This window comes from Streptomyces sp. E2N166 (genome assembly GCF_003671715.1).
Lineage (GTDB): Bacteria > Actinomycetota > Actinomycetes > Streptomycetales > Streptomycetaceae > Streptomyces > Streptomyces thinghirensis.
Genome location: NZ_RAIF01000031.1, coordinates 777003 through 793926, shown reverse-complemented (window position 1 = coordinate 793926; position 16924 = coordinate 777003). Strand labels below are relative to the sequence as shown.

The window sequence follows — 16924 nt, the reverse complement described above, 5'->3', positions numbered from 1 at the left end:
GAACCCGGCGGTACTGGCCTTCCTGCGGGAGTACGAGGACGACCTGGTGCTGTGCGTCCACAACTTCTCCCGCTTCGCGCAGCCCACCGAACTCGACCTGAGCGCCTTCGGTGGCCGCCATCCGGTCGAGCTGTTCGGTGGAGTCCGCTTCCCGGCGGTCGGCGAACTGCCGTACCTGCTGACCCTCGGGGGGCACGGCTTCTACTGGTTCCGGCTGCGCGGCGACGCTCTCTAGGGCCGGACCGGCCCGATCCCCGGGCGGGCGGTTTCTGCCTCCCCGCCCGGGGCACGCATCAGTAACACCCCGACGACCCGGGGAAAGGACGCGACGCCATGTCGGAAGCCGTCATACGCACCGTCACGAGCCCGCCAGGCCTCCTAGCGTCACTTGATCCGCTGCTGCGGGACTGGCTGCCGCGGCAACGCTGGTTCGCGGGCAAGGGCCGTCCGGTCACCGGATTCTCGCTGGTCGCGGCCACCGAGCTGCTCCCCTCCGACGCCCGTCTCGGCCTGTACCACGTGCTGGTCCGCGCCCACCACCAGCTCGCTCCGGCACCGGGCGCGGCCGAGCAGCCCGGCGACTGCTACCAGCTGCTCATAGGCGCGCGCGAGGCGCTGCCGCCCCGGCTGGCGCCCGCGCTCATCGGACGTGTGACCGAGGGCCCGCTGGCCGGCCGCACCGCCTACGACGCCCTGTACGACACCCGGCCCGCCGAGGTGCTCCTGGAGGCGCTGCGCACCGGGGCCCGCATCGGCGGGCTTCGTTTCGAGCGGGAACCGGACCAGGAGATACGCACCGGCCTGGTGCCCCGGCTGATGACCGCCGAACAGTCGAACTCGTCGGTCGTGTATGGAGATACGTTCATTCTCAAGTTGCTGCGCCGGATCGTGCCGGGTATCAACCCCGACCTGGAGCTGCCGCTGGCGCTGGCCCGCGAGGGCTGCCCCCGGGTGCCGGCTCCGGCCGGGTGGATGGTGGCCGACCTGGCCGGCCGGTCCTGGGTACTGGGCGTGCTCCAGCCGTATGTGCAGGGCGCGACCGACGGCTGGGAGCTGGCCCTGCGCGAGCTGGCCAAGGGGGAGGACTTCGCCGCCGAGGCCCGGGCGCTCGGACGGGCCACCGCCGAGGTGCACACCGCGCTGGCCCGTGCGCTGCCGACCGTCACCCTCGGCCACGGCCAGATGCGGCAGCTCGCCGACGGCATGATCCAGCGGCTGGAGGAGGCCGCCCACGCGGTGCCTCTGCTCCGGCCGTACGTGCCCGCGCTGCGCACGGCGTTCACGGCGCTGGGCGACCTGGCCGCCGAGGGCCGCACCTGGACCGCCCAGCGCGTCCACGGCGACCTGCACCTCGGCCAGTGCCTGCGCTCGCCCTCCGGCCGGTGGTCGCTGATCGACTTCGAGGGGGAGCCCGCCAAGCCCCTGGCCGAGCGGCGGCTGCCGCAGCCGCCGGTGCGGGACATCGCCGGGATGCTGCGCTCCTTCGACTACGCCGCGCACTCGGCCGACGCCGCGGTGCCGGGCTGGGCCGGTTCCTGCCGGGCCGCGTACTGCACCGGGTACGCGGAGGTCGCCGGCAGCGACCCACGCACCGACCCGGTGATGCTGCGCGCCCACGAGACGGACAAGGCGGTGTACGAGGTCCTGTACGAGGCCCGGCACCGTCCCGACTGGCTGGCGGTGCCCCTGTCCGCGGTGCGCCGCCTGTCCACACCCGAACCGGCATGACACCCCCCGATCCCACCTCGTCCAGGAGGCTCCACCCGTGACCCCCCGCCCCTCGTCCAGCGGTCCCGACCCGAAGAAGACGGCCGAGGAGAAGAGCGCCGCGAAGAAGGCGGCGCCGCCTCAGAAGGCGGTGGCCAAGAAGACGACCGCGAAGAAGACGACCGCCAAGAAGGCCGCCGCCAAGACGACGGCCGCCACCGAGACGACGGCCGCGAAGACAGCGGCCGCCGCGAAGAAGACCGTGGCCAAGAAGGCGGTCGGGAAGAAGGCGGTCGCGCAGAAGGCGGTCGGGAGGAAGAAGACCGCCGGGAAACCGGCCGCCGAGAAGGCCGTGAAGGCCGCCGTGCCGGTCGAGGTCGCCGTCTCCCCCTCCCTGGACGCCGTCGACCGGGAGCGGCTGCTCGCGGGTACGCACCACGACCCGCACTCCGTACTCGGCGCCCACTCCGTGCCCGGCGGGGTCGCCTTCCGCGCCTTCAGGCCGTACGCCCTGGCGGTGACCGTCCTCTCCGGTGAGCTGCGGGTCGAGCTGCACGACGACGGGGACGGGTTCTTCTCCGGACTGGTGCCGATCCAGGAGGTCCCCGTCCACCGGCTCCTGGTGGCGTACGAGGGGGCGGCCCAGGAGGTGGACGACCCGTACCGGTTCCGGCCCACGCTGGGCGACCTGGACCTGCACCTGATCGGCGAGGGACGGCACGAGCAGCTCTGGCAGGCGCTCGGCGCGCATCCGGCGACCCACGAGGGCGTCGCGGGCACCCGCTTCACGGTGTGGGCGCCGAACGCGCGCGGGGTCAGGGTGGCCGGCGGTTTCAACTTCTGGGACGGCACCGGTCACCCGATGCGGTCGCTGGGCGGCACCGGCGTCTGGGAGCTGTTCCTGCCCGGCGTCGGCGCGGGCGAGCTGTACAAGTTCGAGATCACCCGGCCCGACGGCTCGCGCACGTTCCGCGCGGACCCGCTGGCCCGGCGTACGGAGGTCCCGCCCGCCACCTCCTCCGTCGTGCACGCCTCGGACTACACGTGGGGCGACGAGGAGTGGCTGGCCCGGCGCGCGGAAGCGCCCGCACACGAGGCTCCGCTGTCGGTGTACGAGGTCCACCTGGCTTCCTGGCGGCCGGGGCTCACGTACCGCGAGCTGGCCGAGCAGCTCCCCGCGTACGTCGCGGACCTGGGCTTCACGCACGTCGAGCTGATGCCGGTCGCCGAGCACCCCTTCGGGGGCTCCTGGGGCTACCAGGTCACCGGCTTCTACGCGCCCACGGCCCGCCTCGGCGACCCCGACGACTTCAAGTACCTGGTGGACCGGCTGCACCAGGCCGGCATCGGCGTCCTGATGGACTGGGTGCCGGCGCACTTCCCGCGCGACGACTGGGCGCTGGCCGAGTTCGACGGGCGCCCCCTGTACGAGCATTCCGACCCGCTGCGGGCCGCGCACCCGGACTGGGGCACGCTGGAGTTCGACTTCGGGCGCCGGGAGGTGCGCAACTTCCTCGTCGCCAACGCCGTGTACTGGTGCGAGGAGTTCCACATCGACGGGCTGCGCGTCGACGCGGTCGCCTCGATGCTCTACCTGGACTACTCGCGCGAACCGGGCCAGTGGACGCCGAACGAGCACGGCGGCCGGGAGAACCTGGACGCGGTGGCGTTCCTCCAGGAGATGAACGCGACGGTGTACCGGCGGGTGCCGGGGGTCGTCACCGTCGCGGAGGAGTCGACGGCCTGGGACGGGGTCACACGGGCCACGCACCACAAGGGGCCGAGCGGGTTCGGCGGGCTCGGGTTCGGGCTGAAGTGGAACATGGGCTGGATGCACGACTCGCTCGAGTACATGAGTCATGAGCCGGTGCACCGCAAGTACCACCACGGCGAGATGACCTTCTCGATGGTGTACGCGTACAGCGAGAACTACGTGCTGCCGATATCCCACGACGAAGTGGTGCACGGCAAGAAGTCGCTGGTGTCGAAGATGCCCGGCGACTGGTGGCAGCAGCGCGCGAACGAGCGGGCGTACCTGGGCTTCATGTGGGCCCACCCCGGCAAACAGCTGCTCTTCATGGGGCAGGAGTTCGCGCAGGGCGCCGAGTGGTCCGAGGCGCACGGTCCCGACTGGTGGCTGCTCGACCCGGAGTACGGGGCGGCGGCGGACCACCGGGGCATGCGCGACCTGGTGCGGGACCTCAACACCGTCTACCGGGTCACGCCCGCGCTGTGGCAGCGCGACACCCACCCGTCGGGTTTCGCCTGGGTCGTCGGGGACGCCGCCGAGGACAACGTCCTCGCGTTCCTGCGGCTGGACGCCGACGGCACCCCGCTGCTCGCGGTGTCGAACTTCGCCCCGGTCGTCCGCCCCGACTACCGCCTCGGCGTCCCGGACGACGTTCCCGCCTGGCACGAGGTGCTCAACACCGACGCCGCGCGGTACGGCGGCGGCGACGTGGGCAACCCCGGCCCGGTCAAACCGGAGCCGCAGGGGTGGCACGGCCGGCCGGCGAGCGTCCGGCTGACCCTGCCGCCCCTGTCGACGGTGTGGCTCCGCCCGGCGTAGGCGGCGTGGGCTACGCGTCCACCAGCCCCTGCGGCAGCGGCCCGGTGTGCAGTACGCCGAGCCGCTGGGTGGCCCGGGTGAGGGCCACGTACAGGTCGCTCGTGCCGTACCGGCCGGGCTCGACGACCAGGACGGAGTCGAACTCCAGGCCCTTGGACTGGCGCGGGTCGAGCAGGACGACGCTCCGGGTGAGGTCCGGCTCGGCGCCGGCCGTCACGCCGTCCAGCCGGGCGGCGAGCGCGTGGTGCAGCTCGCGCGGGGCGATGACGGCGAGGCGGCCCTCCTCCGGGGTCAGTTCCCGGACGGCCTCGGCGACGGCGGCCGGGAGGTCGCCGGTGGCGCGGACCCAGGGCCGTACGCCCGTGGAGCGCACCGAACTCGGCGGTGCGAAGGCGGGGTCGTCGGCGCGGACGACGGCCGCCGCCACGTCCATGATCTCGGCCGGAGTGCGGTAGTTGACGCCCAGGCGGGTGTGCTCCCAGCGGTCCTCGACGTAGGGGGCGAGGATCTTCGACCAGGAGCCGACGCCGGCCGCCTCCGCGGTCTGCGCCGGGTCGCCGACCAGGGTCATCGAGCGGGTCGGGCAGCGGCGCATCAGCAGCCGCCACGCCATCGGGGACAGCTCCTGCGCCTCGTCCACGATGATGTGCCCGAACGCCCAGGTGCGGTCGGCCGCGGCGCGCTCGGCGGCACTGCGGTGGTCGTCCTCCTCGTGGCGCTCGGCGAACCGCTCGGCGTCGATGATGTCGTGCGCCGACAGCACCTCCGCGTCCTCCTCGTCCTTGTCCTCGAACTCGTAGGTCCGGGACGCGTACGACACGTCCAGCACGCCCTGCGCGTAGGCGATCTGCCGCTGCCGCTCGCGTTCGGCGCGGGAGCGGGCGATGCGGTCGTCCTCGCCGAGCAGCTCGGCCGCCTCGTCGAGGAGGGGCACGTCGGCGACGGTCCAGCGCCGGGTGACCGGACGGCGGACGGCGGCGGCGTCCCCGGCGGGGAGGAAGGCCTCGGGGGCGGCGAGGAAGTCGGCGACGAGGCGCTGGGGAGTCACCCGGGGCCAGAGCTGGTCGATGGCCGACCAGACCTCGGGGTTCTCGGCGAGTTCGTCGCGGATCTGGGTGATGTCGCTGGGATCGAGGAGGTTGGTGCCGTCGTAGGGGTCGGTGCCGATGCGTTCGGCGACCATGTCGGTGAGCGTGTTGAGGATGTGGCCCTCGAAGTGCTCGCGGGACGCGTTGTGCGGCAGCTTCGCGGCGCGGGTGCGCTCGCGGGCGACGTTGACCAGGTCGTCGTCGAGCATGAGGATCTCGCGGTCGTGCTCGATGGCGATGACCGGGTCGGGCAGCGCCTGGCGGTCGCGGACCACCTCGGCGAGGACGTCGGCCATGTCGGCGCGGCCCTTCACGGCCGCCGCCTCGGGCGTGTCCGTCGCCGTGGCCTTCACGCCGGGGAACAGCTCGCCGACGGTGGCGAGGAGCACGCCGGTCTCGCCCAGGGACGGCAGCACCTCGCCGATGTAGCCGAGGAAGGCCGGGTTGGGGCCGACGATGAGTACGGCGCGCTTGGCGAGCAGCTCGCGGTGCTCGTAGAGGAGGTAGGCGGCTCGGTGCAGGGCGACGGCGGTCTTGCCGGTGCCGGGGCCGCCCTCGACGACCAGGACGCCGCGGTGCGGGGCGCGGATGATGCGGTCCTGGTCGGCCTGGATGGTCTGCACGATGTCGCCCATGCGGCCGGTGCGCGCGGAGTTCAGCGCGGCGAGCAGCACGGCGTCGCCGGACGGGTCCTCGTGACCGGTGCGCGTCTCGTCGCCGAGGTCGAGGATCTCGTCGTGCAGGGCGGTGACCGTGCGGCCCTCGCTCGCGATGTGCCGGCGGCGGCGCAGACCCATCGGGGTGTGGCCGGTGGCCAGGTAGAAGGGGCGGGCGACGTCGGCCCGCCAGTCGATCAGGACCGGGGTGCGTTCGGCGTCGTCGGCGCGCAGGCCGATGCGGCCGATGTGGTGGCCGGCACCGGAGGTGAGGTCGATCCGGCCGAAGCAGAGGGAACCGTCCACCGCGTTGAGCGCGGCGAGCAGCCCGGAGCGCTCGGCGACCAGGATGTCCCGCTCCAGCCGGGCCTGCTGGGGGGTGTTGCCCTGCGCGAGCGCCTGGGTCACCGAGACCTCGGTGTCGCCGCGCAGCGCGTCCACGCGTGCGTACAGTCCGTCGATGAATTCCTGCTCGTGCCGCAATTCATCGTCCGGAAATTCGGTGTTTGACAATTCCACTCCCGCCCGGATATACTATGCTCACTGAACTTCTTCGTGACCTCATTTCCCTGAAGTCGCGAATCAACGAATATACGCAAAGAAATCCCCCGAGCGCAATTGCTCGGGGGATTTCTTCGTATCGGGCGCGGGTCAGATCACGTCGGACAGCTCCTCCAGCAGCCGCCGCTTGGGCCGGGAGCCCACCATCGACTTCACCGGCTCGCCGTCGCGGAACACCATGAACGTCGGCATCGACAGCACCTTGTACGCGTTCGTGGTCGCCGGATTCCGGTCGACGTTCAGCTGCACCACCCGGAGCCGGTCGCCCTCTTCCGCGGCCAGGGCGCTGAGCACCGGAGCCATCTGCCGGCACGGCGGGCACCAGTCCGCGGTGAACTCCACCAGGACCGGCAGCTCACTGCCCAGCACCTCCCCGGCGAACCCGGCGTCCGTCACCTCGGGCACCCCGTTGCTCTTCATGCGTGTCCTCCCAGTTCGCACTTGGGCTCCGGGCCCCCCGGAACCGCCGCCTCGGCTCGCGCCAGCTGCGCACCGACCTGCGCCCGCACCGACGTGAGCTGCTCGATCAGCTCGTCCAGCTCCGCCAGCTTGCGCCGGTAGACCACGAGGGAGGCCGGGCACGAGTCGCCCTCGGGGTGCCCGGCGCGCAGACACTCCACGAACGGGCGGGTCTCCTCCAGGTCGAACCCGAAGTCCTGGAGCGTCCTGATCTGCCGCAGCAGCTTCAGGTCTTCCTCGTCGTACGTCCGGTAGCCGTTGACGGCACGCCGCGCGGACAACAGGCCCCGCGACTCGTAGTACCGCAGCGTCCGCGTCGTGGTCCCGGCCCGTGCGGCCAGCTCGCCGATTCGCATGGAGACGAACGTAAGCCTTGACGCGGACGTCAAGGCAAGAAGCCCCGCGCCACAAGGCGCGGGGCTTCCCGGGGGGACCGGGCGGCTGAGCGACGGGGGGGAGCACCTCAGCCGCCCGGCGTGTGCGGGGGCGTCGCACCGGCCTGTCTCAGGCCCTGGCCAGCTCCTTCTCGCCGCCCTGCTCGGGCACCTCCGGCGTGCCGTCCGCGTCGTCGACGTCGTCGGCGCCGTGGTGGTCGTCCAGGAGGGTCTTCTCGTCGAACGGGGCGTGTCCGGCGAGCACCTCGTCCACCCGGGACTTGTCGATCTCCTTGGTCCAGGTGCCGATCAGGACCGTGGCGATGGCGTTGCCCGCGAAGTTGGTCAGGGCGCGGGCCTCACTCATGAAGCGGTCGATGCCGACGATGAGGCCGATGCCGTCCACCAGGGCGGGCTTGTGCGAGGACAGCCCGCCGGCCAGCGTCGCGAGCCCGGCACCGGAGACGCCGGCCGCGCCCTTCGAGGCCACCAGCAGGAAGAGCAGCAGCGGGATCTGCTCACCGATCGACATCGGCGTGCCCATGGCGTCGGCGATGTACAGCGAGGCCATGGTCATGTAGATCATGGTGCCGTCGAGGTTGAAGGAGTAGCCGGTCGGGACGGTGATGCCGACCACCGGCTTGCTGACGCCCATGTGCTCCATCTTCGCGATGAGGCGCGGCAGCGCCGACTCCGACGAGGAGGTGGACAGGATCAGCAGGAACTCGCGGCCCAGGTACTTGAAGAGCGAGAAGACGTTGACGCCGGCGATGATCCGCAGCAGCGCGCCCAGCACCAGGAAGACGAAGAGGAAGCAGGTGACGTAGAAGCCGAGCATCAGTACGGCCAGGCTCTTGAGCGCGTCGACGCCGGCCGAGCCGGTGACCGCGGCGATGGCGCCGAAGGCCCCGACCGGGGCGGCCCACATGATCATCGCCAGGACCCGGAAGACCAGCCGCTGGATGTGCTCGATGCCGCGCAGGACGGGCTGCCCGGCGGCGCCCATGGCCTGCAGGGCGAACCCGCAGAGCAGGGCGATCAGCAGGGTCTGGAGGACCTCGCCCGCGGTGAACGCGGAGACGATCGTGGTCGGGATGATGCCCATCAGGAACTCGACGGTGCCCTTGGCCTCCGCGTCGACCTGCGCCTGACCGGTCTCCTTGACCGCGTCGGTGACCGCGAGGCCCGTACCCGGGTCCAGGATGTTGCCGACGACCAGGCCGATGGCGAGCGCCACCAGGGACATCACCAGGAAGTAGACCAGGGCGATTCCACCGACCGCGCCGACCTTGGCGGCCTTGCGCACCGAGCCGATGCCCAGCACGATCGTGCAGAAGATGATCGGCGAGATCATCATCTTGATCAGGTTCACGAAGCCGGTGCCCAGTGGCTTCAGCTCGGTCGCGAAGTCCGGAAGGATCAGACCGACGGCGATACCGAGGGCGACCGCGATGATCACCGCGATATAGAGATAGTGCGTGCGATCCCGCTTGGCTTTGGGTGCGGTAGCTGCCGTAGCGGCTTTGCTGGTCACGGCGGCCCTCCTTGACGACGTCGTCGGCATCACCGGCGTGCGGCTCACGTCCGGGAGTTTGTTTCGGGGATGCGGTGACTATCTCCCGCGCTGTGAGCGCGGTCACCCTTGCGTTCATTTCGTTCACAATCAGGCCAGGAGGGAGACTGACGGCATGCACCTCCGCGCCCCCCGCCCCCGCAGCCTGGCCGGTCAGCTCTTCGCCATGCAGGCCGTGCTGATAGCGGTCGTGGTCGCCGGGTACGCGCTGTTCACCTACGTCAGCGACCGGCGGCAGGCGGAGGAGGCGGCCGGGCGCCAGGCCAGGTCGGTGGCGCTCGCGATCGCCGACTCGCCGTCCGTGCTGGAGGCGATCCGCACGCCCGACCCGACGGCGCGGCTCCAGCCGTACGCGGTGCGGGTCATGCGGGACACCGACGTGGACTTCGTGACGATCATGAATCCGGAGGGCATCCGCTGGACCCACCCGGACCCGAAGCAGATCGGCCGTCTCTTCCGCGGTCACATCGAGCGCGCGCAGCGGGGGGAGACGTTCACCGAGACCTACACGGGCACGCTGGGGCCGTCGGTGCGGGCGGTGACGCCCGTGGAGAACGCCGGGCGGGTGGTCGGCCTGGTCAGCGCCGGGATCAAGGTCGAGGAGATCAGCAAGCGGGCGCAGGAGCAGCTGACGGCCCTGCTCGGGGTGGCGGCCGGGGCGCTGCTGCTCGGTGCGGTCGGCACGTACGTGATCAACGCGCGGCTGCGCCGGCACACGCACGGTATGAACGCGGACGAGCTGAGCCGCATGCACGACTACCATCAGGCGGCGCTGCACGCGGTGCGGGAGGGTCTGCTGATGCTGGACGGGCAGTACCGTGTCGCGCTGATCAACGACGGCGGACGGGAGCTGCTCGGTGTGACCGGTGACGTGGTGGGCACCTCGGTCGCCGACCTGGGGCTGCCGGCGCAGCTGACGGGGGCGCTGCTGGCCTCGGAGCCGCGGGTGGACGAGGTGCATCTGGCGGCGGAGCGGGTGCTGGTGGTGAACACCTCGCCGGTCTCCGGCGGCGAGCACCGGGGCACGGTGGTGACCCTGCGCGACGTGACCGAGCTGCAGTCGCTCACGGGCGAGCTGGATTCCGAGCGCGGCTTCACCCAGGCGTTGCGCTCGCAGGCGCACGAGGCGGCCAACCGGCTGCACACGGTCGTCTCGCTGATCGAGCTGGGCCGCACCGAGGAGGCCGTGGACTTCGCGACGGCCGAACTGGAGCTGGCGCAGGCGCTCACCGACCAGGTGGTGGCGGCGGTCGGCGAACCCGTACTGGCCGCGCTGCTGCTGGGCAAGACGGCACAGGCCAACGAGCGGGGAGTGGAGCTGGTGGTGTCACAGGACAGCCGACTGGACGACGGGCTGCTGCCGCCGTCCCTGCCCGCCCGGGACCTGGTGACGATCCTGGGGAACCTGGTCGACAACGCGGTGGACGCGGCCCAGGGCGAGGTGCCCTCGCGGGTGACGGTGGCGGCGTACACCGAGACGACCGGCGGACGGCGGACGGCCGGGGACGAGGACGTCTCCGGCGCGGGCCCGGCGGCGGGCGGGTCCGAGCTGGTGCTGAGGGTGTCGGACACGGGTACCGGGGTCGATCCCGCCCATGCCGACCTGGTCTTCCAGCGGGGTTTCTCGACGAAGCCGGCCGGTGAGGGCGGCCGTGGCCTGGGGCTGGCGCTGGTCAGTCAGGCAGTGCAGCGGCACGGCGGCACCCTGACCGTGACGGAGGCCGAGGGCGGCGGCGCCCGTTTCGAGGCCCGGCTGCCGCTGGACGCCCCCGGGGGCCGCGCGCCGGCCCCGGACGCCCTGGCGGGCAGACCCGGGTTCGGGGGCGCCGTATGAGCTCCGCCCCGCAGCCGATCCGTGTCCTGGTCGTCGAGGACGACCCGGTCGCCGCCGACGCGCACGTGATGTACGTCGGCCGGGTGCCGGGGTTCACGGCCGTCGGCAAGGCGCTCACGGGAGCGGAGGCCCGGCGCGTGCTGGACCGTACGCCGGTGGATCTGCTCCTGCTCGACCTGCATCTCCCGGACGTGCACGGGCTGCAGCTGGCCCGTTCGCTGCGGGCGGCGGGGCATCACACCGACGTGATAGCGGTGACGTCGGCGCGGGACCTCACGGTCGTGCGGGAGGGGGTCTCGCTGGGCGTCGTGCAGTACGTGCTGAAGCCGTTCACCTTCGCCACCCTGCGGGACCGTCTGGTGCGGTACGCCGAGTTCCGGGGCGCCGCCGGGGAGGCGAGCGGTCAGGACGAGGTGGACCGGGCACTGGCCGCGCTGCGGGCTCCGGGCCCGGCCGCCCTGCCGAAAGGGCTGAGCGGGCCGACGCTGGAGCGGGTGACGGGCGCGCTGCGCGGCACCGAGAAAGGGCTCACGGCGGCCGGGGTGGCCGAGGCCGTGGGCATCTCCCGCATCACGGCCCGGCGTTACCTGGAGCATCTGGTGGACGCCGGGCGGGCGGGACGGAGCCCGCTGTACGGGCAGGTGGGGCGGCCGGAGTTGGTGTACCGGTGGGTCCGCGAGGCCGAGCGGGGCCGATGAACACAGGTTGTCCACCGCACACGCATTGACCTGACTAGACCAGTCCTCTTACGTTCGCCGAGCAGCCGTCCCGGCCACAGCGTCGTGCCCGTAGGAGGTCGTGCCCGTGCGTCCCACCGTCCGGTTCACCGCTCTGTTCACCCTCACCGCGCTCGCCTCCACCACCCTCGCCGCCTGCGGAAGCGGCTCCGGCGGTGACCCGGACACGGTGAAGGTCTCCTTCAAGCAGTCGACGGACAACTCCATCAAGGTGATGGACACCTATCTCGCCGACATCAAGAAGCAGTTCGAGAAGGCCAACCCGGGCAAGAAGGTCGAGCTCGTCCCCATCAAGGCCCCGGACTCGGAGTACTACACCAAGCTCCAGCAGATGCTCCGTTCCCCCAAGACCGCGCCGGACCTGGTCTACGAGGACACCTTCCTCATCAACTCCGACATCACCAGCGGGTACTTGAAGCCTCTCGACGAGTACCTGGCGAAGTGGAAGGACTGGGACCAGTTCATCGACACCGCGAAGGCGGCGGCGAAGGGCGAGGACGGCAAGACGTACGGCGTACCGGACGGGACGGACACCCGGGGTCTGTGGTTCAGCAAGGACGTCTTCGCCGAGGCCGGCCTGCCCGCCGACTGGCAGCCGAGGACCTGGGACGACGTGCTGGCCGCGGCCCGCGCCATCAAGGAGAAGGTGCCGGGCGTCGTCCCCCTCAACGTGTACACGGGCAAGCCGGCCGGTGAGGCGGCCACCATGCAGGGCTTCGAGATGCTGCTGTACGGCACGAACGACGGCACCACCGACCCGCTGTACGACAAGGGCAGCAAGAAGTGGATCGCGGCGGGGCAGGGGTTCGAGGACTCCCTCGCGTTCGTCGAGACGGTGTACAAGGAGAAGCTGGGCCCGGAGGTCTCCGACGCGCTCGACCCCAACTTCGGCACCAAGGTCCGCGGTGAGCTGCTGCCGCAGGGCAAGCTCGGCATCGCCCTGGACGGCTCCTGGCTGCCGCAGGACTGGCTGGAGGGCAGTGGGCACGAGTGGCCCGAGTGGTCGCGGGAGCTGGGGCTGGCGGCCATGCCGACGCAGAACGGCCAGGCTCCGGGCAAGGTGAGCATGTCCGGCGGCTGGACCTGGTCGATCCCGGCCAAGGCGGGCAACCCGGACCTGGCCTTCGAGTTCATCAAGACGATGCAGACCAGGGCCAACGCCCAGAAGTGGTACATCGCCAACTCCGGCATCGCGGTCCGCGAGGACGTCGCGGACGACCCCGCGTACGTCGACGCCCAGCCCGGCATCGAGTTCTTCACCGAACTCGTCGAGAGCACGCACTACCGGCCCGCCTACCCGGCGTACCCGAAGGTCTCCGTCGCCATCCAGGAGGCGATGGAGGGCGTGACGACCGGTGACATGTCGGTCGGGGAGGCGGCGCGCGGCTACGACGAGGCGCTCAAGGAGGCCACCGACAACCAGGTGGTCCGCAAGTGACCGCGGCCACGCCGCAGCACACGGGTCCGGGTCCGGGGCCGGAGGTCCGCAAGGCACCGCCGGGCCCGCCCGCACCGGACCCGGCACGTCGCGCGAGGTCCGCCACCACTCGCCGCGCCCTCTTCCGCGCCCTGCCCGTCTCCCCCGCCGTCATCCTGCTGCTGCTCTTCCTCGCCGGCCCGATCGCGTACTGCGTGGTCATCGCCTTCACCGACCTCCAGCTCACCGGGCAGGCCGAGGAGTCCTTCGTCGGCTTCGAGAACTTCCGGCGGGCGTTCCAGGACGAGGCGTTCCTCAACGCCGTGTGGCTGACCCTGGTGTTCACGGTGCTGTCGTCGCTGATCGGGCAGAACACCCTGGGGCTCGCGCTGGCCTCGCTGATGCAGCGGGCCTCGAAGCCGGTCCGTACGCTCACCGGCGGCATCGTTGTCACGGCATGGGTGCTGCCGGAGGTGGTGGCGGGCTTCCTGCTCTACGCCTTCTTCCGCCGCGAGGGCACCCTCAACGCCATCCTCGACTGGCTCCGTCTGCCGTCCCAGAACTGGCTGTTCACGCTGCCGATCCTGGCGGTGTCCTTCGCCAACGTGTGGCGGGGCACGGCGTTCTCGATGCTGGTGTACTCGGCCGCCCTGAACGAGATCCCGAAAGAGGTCACCGAGGCCGCCGAGGTGGACGGGGCGAGCGGCTGGCGCCGGATGTGGCACATCACGCTGCCGATGATCCGGCGCTCCATCGGCACCAACCTGATGCTGAACACCCTGCAGACCCTGTCGGTCTTCGGCCTGATCTGGGTGATGACGCGGGGCGGCCCGAGCGGCAAGAGCCAGACGCTGCCGCTGTTCATGTACGAGCAGGCCTTCCAGAACAGCCTGATCGGCTACGGCACGGCGGTGGCGCTACTGCTGTTGCTGATCGGCTCGCTGTTCTCGGTCGTGTACCTGCGCCTGCTGCGGACGGAGGTCTGACATGGCATCCACCTTCGCGTCCCGCCGCGCCCCCGCCTCCCGGCGCAACCGGCGCCGGCTGGCCGCCGACGCCGGACTGCTGGTGGCCGCCGCCGCGTTCGTGCTGCCGCTGGCCTGGGTGGTGCTGTCCGCCCTGGACCCGCGCGCGAGCCTGCGGGTGAAGATCCCCGACGGGCTGACGCTGGAGAACTTCGACGCGATCCTCACCCCGGAGATCACCTTCACCCCGCTGCTCAACAGCCTCGTCCTGTGCGGCGGCGCGACCCTGCTGACGGTGGTGTGCGCGGCGCTCGCGGCGTATCCGCTCTCCCGTTTCCGGTCCCGGCTGAACCGGCCGTTCCTGCTGACCATCCTGTTCGCGACCAGCCTTCCGATCACCGCGATCATGGTGCCGGTCTACGCCCTCTTCGTGCGGGTGAACATGATCGACACCATGCAGGGGACGATCTTCTTCTTCGCCGCCTCCCAGCTGCCCTTCGCCATCTGGCTGATGAAGAACTTCATGGACGGCGTGCCCAAGGAGCTGGAGGAGGCGGCCTGGACGGACGGGGCATCGTCGTTCCAGTCACTGCTGCGGATCGTGCTGCCGCTGATGGGACCGGGAGTGGCGGTGGTGACGGTGTTCTCGTTCGTGATGATGTGGGGGAACTTCTTCGTCCCCTTCATGCTGCTGCTCTCCCCGGACCAGATGCCCGCCTCGGTGAGCATCAACGACTTCTTCGGCAACCGGGGCATGGTGGCGTACGGGCAGCTGGCGGCGTTCTCGATCGTCTACTCGACGCCGGTCATCCTGCTGTACGTGCTGATCTCCCGGCGGCTGGGCGGGGGATTCGCGCTGGGCGGGGCGGTGAAGGGGTGAGCGGGACGGTGGTGGGGTGAGCGGGACGCGTCCGCTTGCGCCCGCAATACGCCTGTCATACCCCCGTAGGTTCGTACAATCCGTATCGCTGGCTGAACAGCCCGTAGTCAGCGCCGCACCGGACCCCTACGGTGTGGCCCGTGCGCCGACCCTCACCTCACCCGAACCAGTCGGGTCCCCCGTTCAACGCCCTCGCCGCCCGCCGGCTCCGTGCCGCCCTGAACATGGGCCCCGAGCACGTCGCCCACGGCATGCGGGTCTCGTACGGGCTGCCGTACGTCACCCCGGATCTCGTCATCGCCTGGGAGCGGGGCGTCGCCTCCCCCCGGAATCCCGAGCTGACCGCGCTCGCGGGGGTGCTGTGGTGCTCGCCCGGTGATCTGATCGGCCGGCCGCAGACCCTGCGCGAGCACCGCATCGCCCGTTCCCTGGCACCGGAGGACGTGGCGCGTGCCGTCGGCATCGCGCTCCCGGCGTACCTGCGGATGGAGGAGACGGACGGCTGGCGTGGCACCGACCGCCAGTCGGCCGCCCTCGCCGACGTGCTCGGCCTGGCGCTGCCCGACTTCGTGACCGTCACGGGACGCGAGGAGAAGCTCGCCGGCCTGCTGACGAGCGCCGTGACGACCCGCTGGCAGGGCTATGTGCGCCCGGTCGCCAAGGTGGCACCGCTGGACCGGCGGGTCCTGGAGAACGTCCTCCAGGTGCTGCACCAGGACTACCAGGGACACATGGCCGCCACCCTCAGCTGGGGCGGTGGCACCGATGACTCCCACGAGGCGGGCCGCGACTTCCTCGACCGGATCGTGGAGATCTTCTGGGCGGCGGTCGAGAAGCACCCCTGAACGGCGGCGTCCGGCGGCTAGAAGACCGACTCCGCCTCGTCCATCCGGTCCTTCGGCACCGTCTTCAGCTCGGTCACGGCCTCCGCCAGCGGCACCATGACGACGTCCGTGCCGCGCAGCGCCGTCATCCGGCCGAAGTCACCCCGGTGCGCGGCCTCCACCGCGTGCCAGCCGAAGCGGGTGGCGAGCACCCTGTCGTACGCGGTGGGCACGCCGCCGCGCTGGATGTGGCCGAGGATGACCGGCTTGGCCTCCTTGCCGAGCCTGCGCTCCAGCTCGTAGGCGAGTGCCGTGCCGATGCCCTGGAAGCGCTCGTGACCGAACTTGTCGATCGCGCCCTTGCCGTAGTCCATGGAGCCCTCGGCGGGGTGGGCGCCCTCGGCGACGCAGACGACGGCGAACTTCTTGCCGCGGGAGAACCGCTCCTCGACCATCTTGACCAGGTCGGCGGGGTCGAAGGGGCGCTCGGGCAGGCAGATGCCGTGGGCGCCGGCCGCCATGCCGGACTCCAGGGCGATCCAGCCCGCGTGCCGGCCCATGACCTCGACGACCATCACTCGCTGGTGGGACTCGGCGGTGGTCTTGAGGCGGTCCATCGCCTCGGTGGCCACGCCGACCGCCGTGTCGAAGCCGAAGGTGCGGTCGGTGGAGGAGATGTCGTTGTCGATGGTCTTGGGCACGCCGACCACCGGGAGGCCGGCGTCCGACAGCATCCGGGCGGCCGTCAGCGTGCCCTCGCCGCCGATCGGGATCAGGGCGTCGATGCCGAAGCTCTGGATCATGTCACCGGCGTTCTCGCAGGCCTCGCGGAGCCGGTCGCGCTCCAGCCGGGAGGAGCCGAGGATGGTGCCGCCACGCGCCAGGATGCCGCTGACCGCGTTCAGGTCGAGGGCGCGGTAACGGCCGTCCAGCAGGCCGGCGTAGCCGTCCTCGAAGCCGATGACCTCGTCGCCGTAGTTGTCGACCGCTCGGTGCACGACCGACCGGATCACTGCGTTCAGGCCGGGGCAGTCGCCGCCTGCGGTGAGAACTCCGATACGCATCGTGCTGTGTCTCCTGCTCGCTGTTGACACCGGTGAGCCGATCCAATTGTTTCACGGCCGGACCCCCGGCGGGCACTGACGGGCACCGGCGGGCGCCGACGGACACTGACGGGCGCCTTAGCCACCGCCGGAGGTATTGTCAAGAGGGTTCTGCTCACCCCGGTGGGTGATTTTGTGTGCAGGGGGGCAGCCGCCGCCGGACGAAACCATCAGACG

At 71.3% G+C, this 16924-nt stretch carries 14 protein-coding genes; 9 read left to right on the top strand and 5 right to left on the bottom strand.

Translation table 11 applies throughout. The annotated features are described in order from the left end of the window. From EBH09_RS39225 to glgB, 3 genes are all read left to right on the top strand, one after another. A partial coding sequence (locus EBH09_RS39225; protein ID WP_238697441.1) for an alpha-glucosidase C-terminal domain-containing protein occupies positions 1-235 on the top strand: 235 nt, incomplete at its 5' end. Positions 236-333: 98 nt separating this feature from the next. Continuing rightward, positions 334-1728 carry a phosphotransferase gene (locus tag EBH09_RS25700; protein ID WP_121749269.1) on the top strand — a complete coding sequence of 465 codons (1395 nt, stop codon included), beginning with the start codon at positions 334-336 and terminating at the stop codon, positions 1726-1728. A gap of 37 nt (positions 1729-1765) precedes the next feature. Beyond that, the gene (gene glgB / locus EBH09_RS25695; RefSeq protein WP_193776530.1) at positions 1766-4276 is read left to right on the top strand and encodes a 1,4-alpha-glucan branching enzyme; all 2511 of its coding nucleotides are present in this window, start codon (positions 1766-1768) and stop codon (positions 4274-4276) included. Between the two features lie 10 nt (positions 4277-4286). On the opposite strand, the gene EBH09_RS25690 is transcribed toward glgB, so the two are convergent. The 4 genes from EBH09_RS25690 to EBH09_RS25675 all read right to left on the bottom strand — a co-directional run bounded on the left by EBH09_RS25690 (position 4287) and on the right by EBH09_RS25675 (position 8948). Continuing rightward, a complete protein-coding gene (locus EBH09_RS25690; RefSeq protein WP_193776558.1) occupies positions 4287-6503 on the bottom strand; it encodes an AAA family ATPase in 2217 nt (738 codons plus the stop codon). A 168-nt stretch (positions 6504-6671) separates the two neighbouring features. Then, positions 6672-6986, bottom strand: a complete 315-nt coding sequence (locus EBH09_RS25685; protein WP_121749553.1) for a thioredoxin domain-containing protein — start codon at positions 6984-6986, stop codon at positions 6672-6674. Positions 6987-6997: 11 nt separating this feature from the next. After that, positions 6998-7396, bottom strand: a complete 399-nt coding sequence (locus EBH09_RS25680; protein ID WP_121749267.1) for a MerR family transcriptional regulator — start codon at positions 7394-7396, stop codon at positions 6998-7000. Between the two features lie 148 nt (positions 7397-7544). Beyond that, positions 7545-8948 (bottom strand): cation:dicarboxylase symporter family transporter, encoded by a 1404-nt coding sequence (locus tag EBH09_RS25675; protein WP_121749266.1) that lies wholly within the window; start codon positions 8946-8948, stop codon positions 7545-7547. A 154-nt stretch (positions 8949-9102) separates the two neighbouring features. Here EBH09_RS25675 and EBH09_RS25670 point away from each other — a divergent pair, with 154 nt between their 5' ends. From EBH09_RS25670 to EBH09_RS25645, 6 genes are all read left to right on the top strand, one after another. After that, entirely contained in the window at positions 9103-10821 is a 1719-nt protein-coding gene (locus EBH09_RS25670; protein WP_121749265.1) for a sensor histidine kinase, read from the top strand. Beyond that, complete coding sequence (locus EBH09_RS25665; RefSeq protein ID WP_121749264.1) at positions 10818-11519, top strand: response regulator; 702 nt, start codon at positions 10818-10820, stop codon at positions 11517-11519. The genes EBH09_RS25670 and EBH09_RS25665 overlap by 4 nt, the downstream gene beginning before the upstream one ends. A 106-nt stretch (positions 11520-11625) precedes the next feature. Next, positions 11626-12996, top strand: a complete 1371-nt coding sequence (locus tag EBH09_RS25660; RefSeq protein WP_121749263.1) for an extracellular solute-binding protein — start codon at positions 11626-11628, stop codon at positions 12994-12996. Further along, a complete protein-coding gene (locus EBH09_RS25655) occupies positions 12993-13961 on the top strand; it encodes a sugar ABC transporter permease (RefSeq protein WP_121749262.1) in 969 nt (322 codons plus the stop codon). Before EBH09_RS25660 ends, EBH09_RS25655 begins: the two co-directional genes overlap by 4 nt. A gap of 1 nt (position 13962) precedes the next feature. Beyond that, positions 13963-14820 (top strand): carbohydrate ABC transporter permease, encoded by an 858-nt coding sequence (locus EBH09_RS25650; protein WP_121749261.1) that lies wholly within the window; start codon positions 13963-13965, stop codon positions 14818-14820. A 131-nt stretch (positions 14821-14951) separates the two neighbouring features. Beyond that, the gene (locus EBH09_RS25645; RefSeq protein ID WP_121749260.1) at positions 14952-15665 is read left to right on the top strand and encodes a helix-turn-helix transcriptional regulator; all 714 of its coding nucleotides are present in this window, start codon (positions 14952-14954) and stop codon (positions 15663-15665) included. Positions 15666-15682: 17 nt separating this feature from the next. Here EBH09_RS25645 and EBH09_RS25640 read toward each other — a convergent pair whose 3' ends face one another. Beyond that, a complete protein-coding gene (locus tag EBH09_RS25640) occupies positions 15683-16708 on the bottom strand; it encodes an ATP-dependent 6-phosphofructokinase (RefSeq protein ID WP_121749259.1) in 1026 nt (341 codons plus the stop codon). Between the last annotated feature and the right edge of the window lie 216 nt (positions 16709-16924).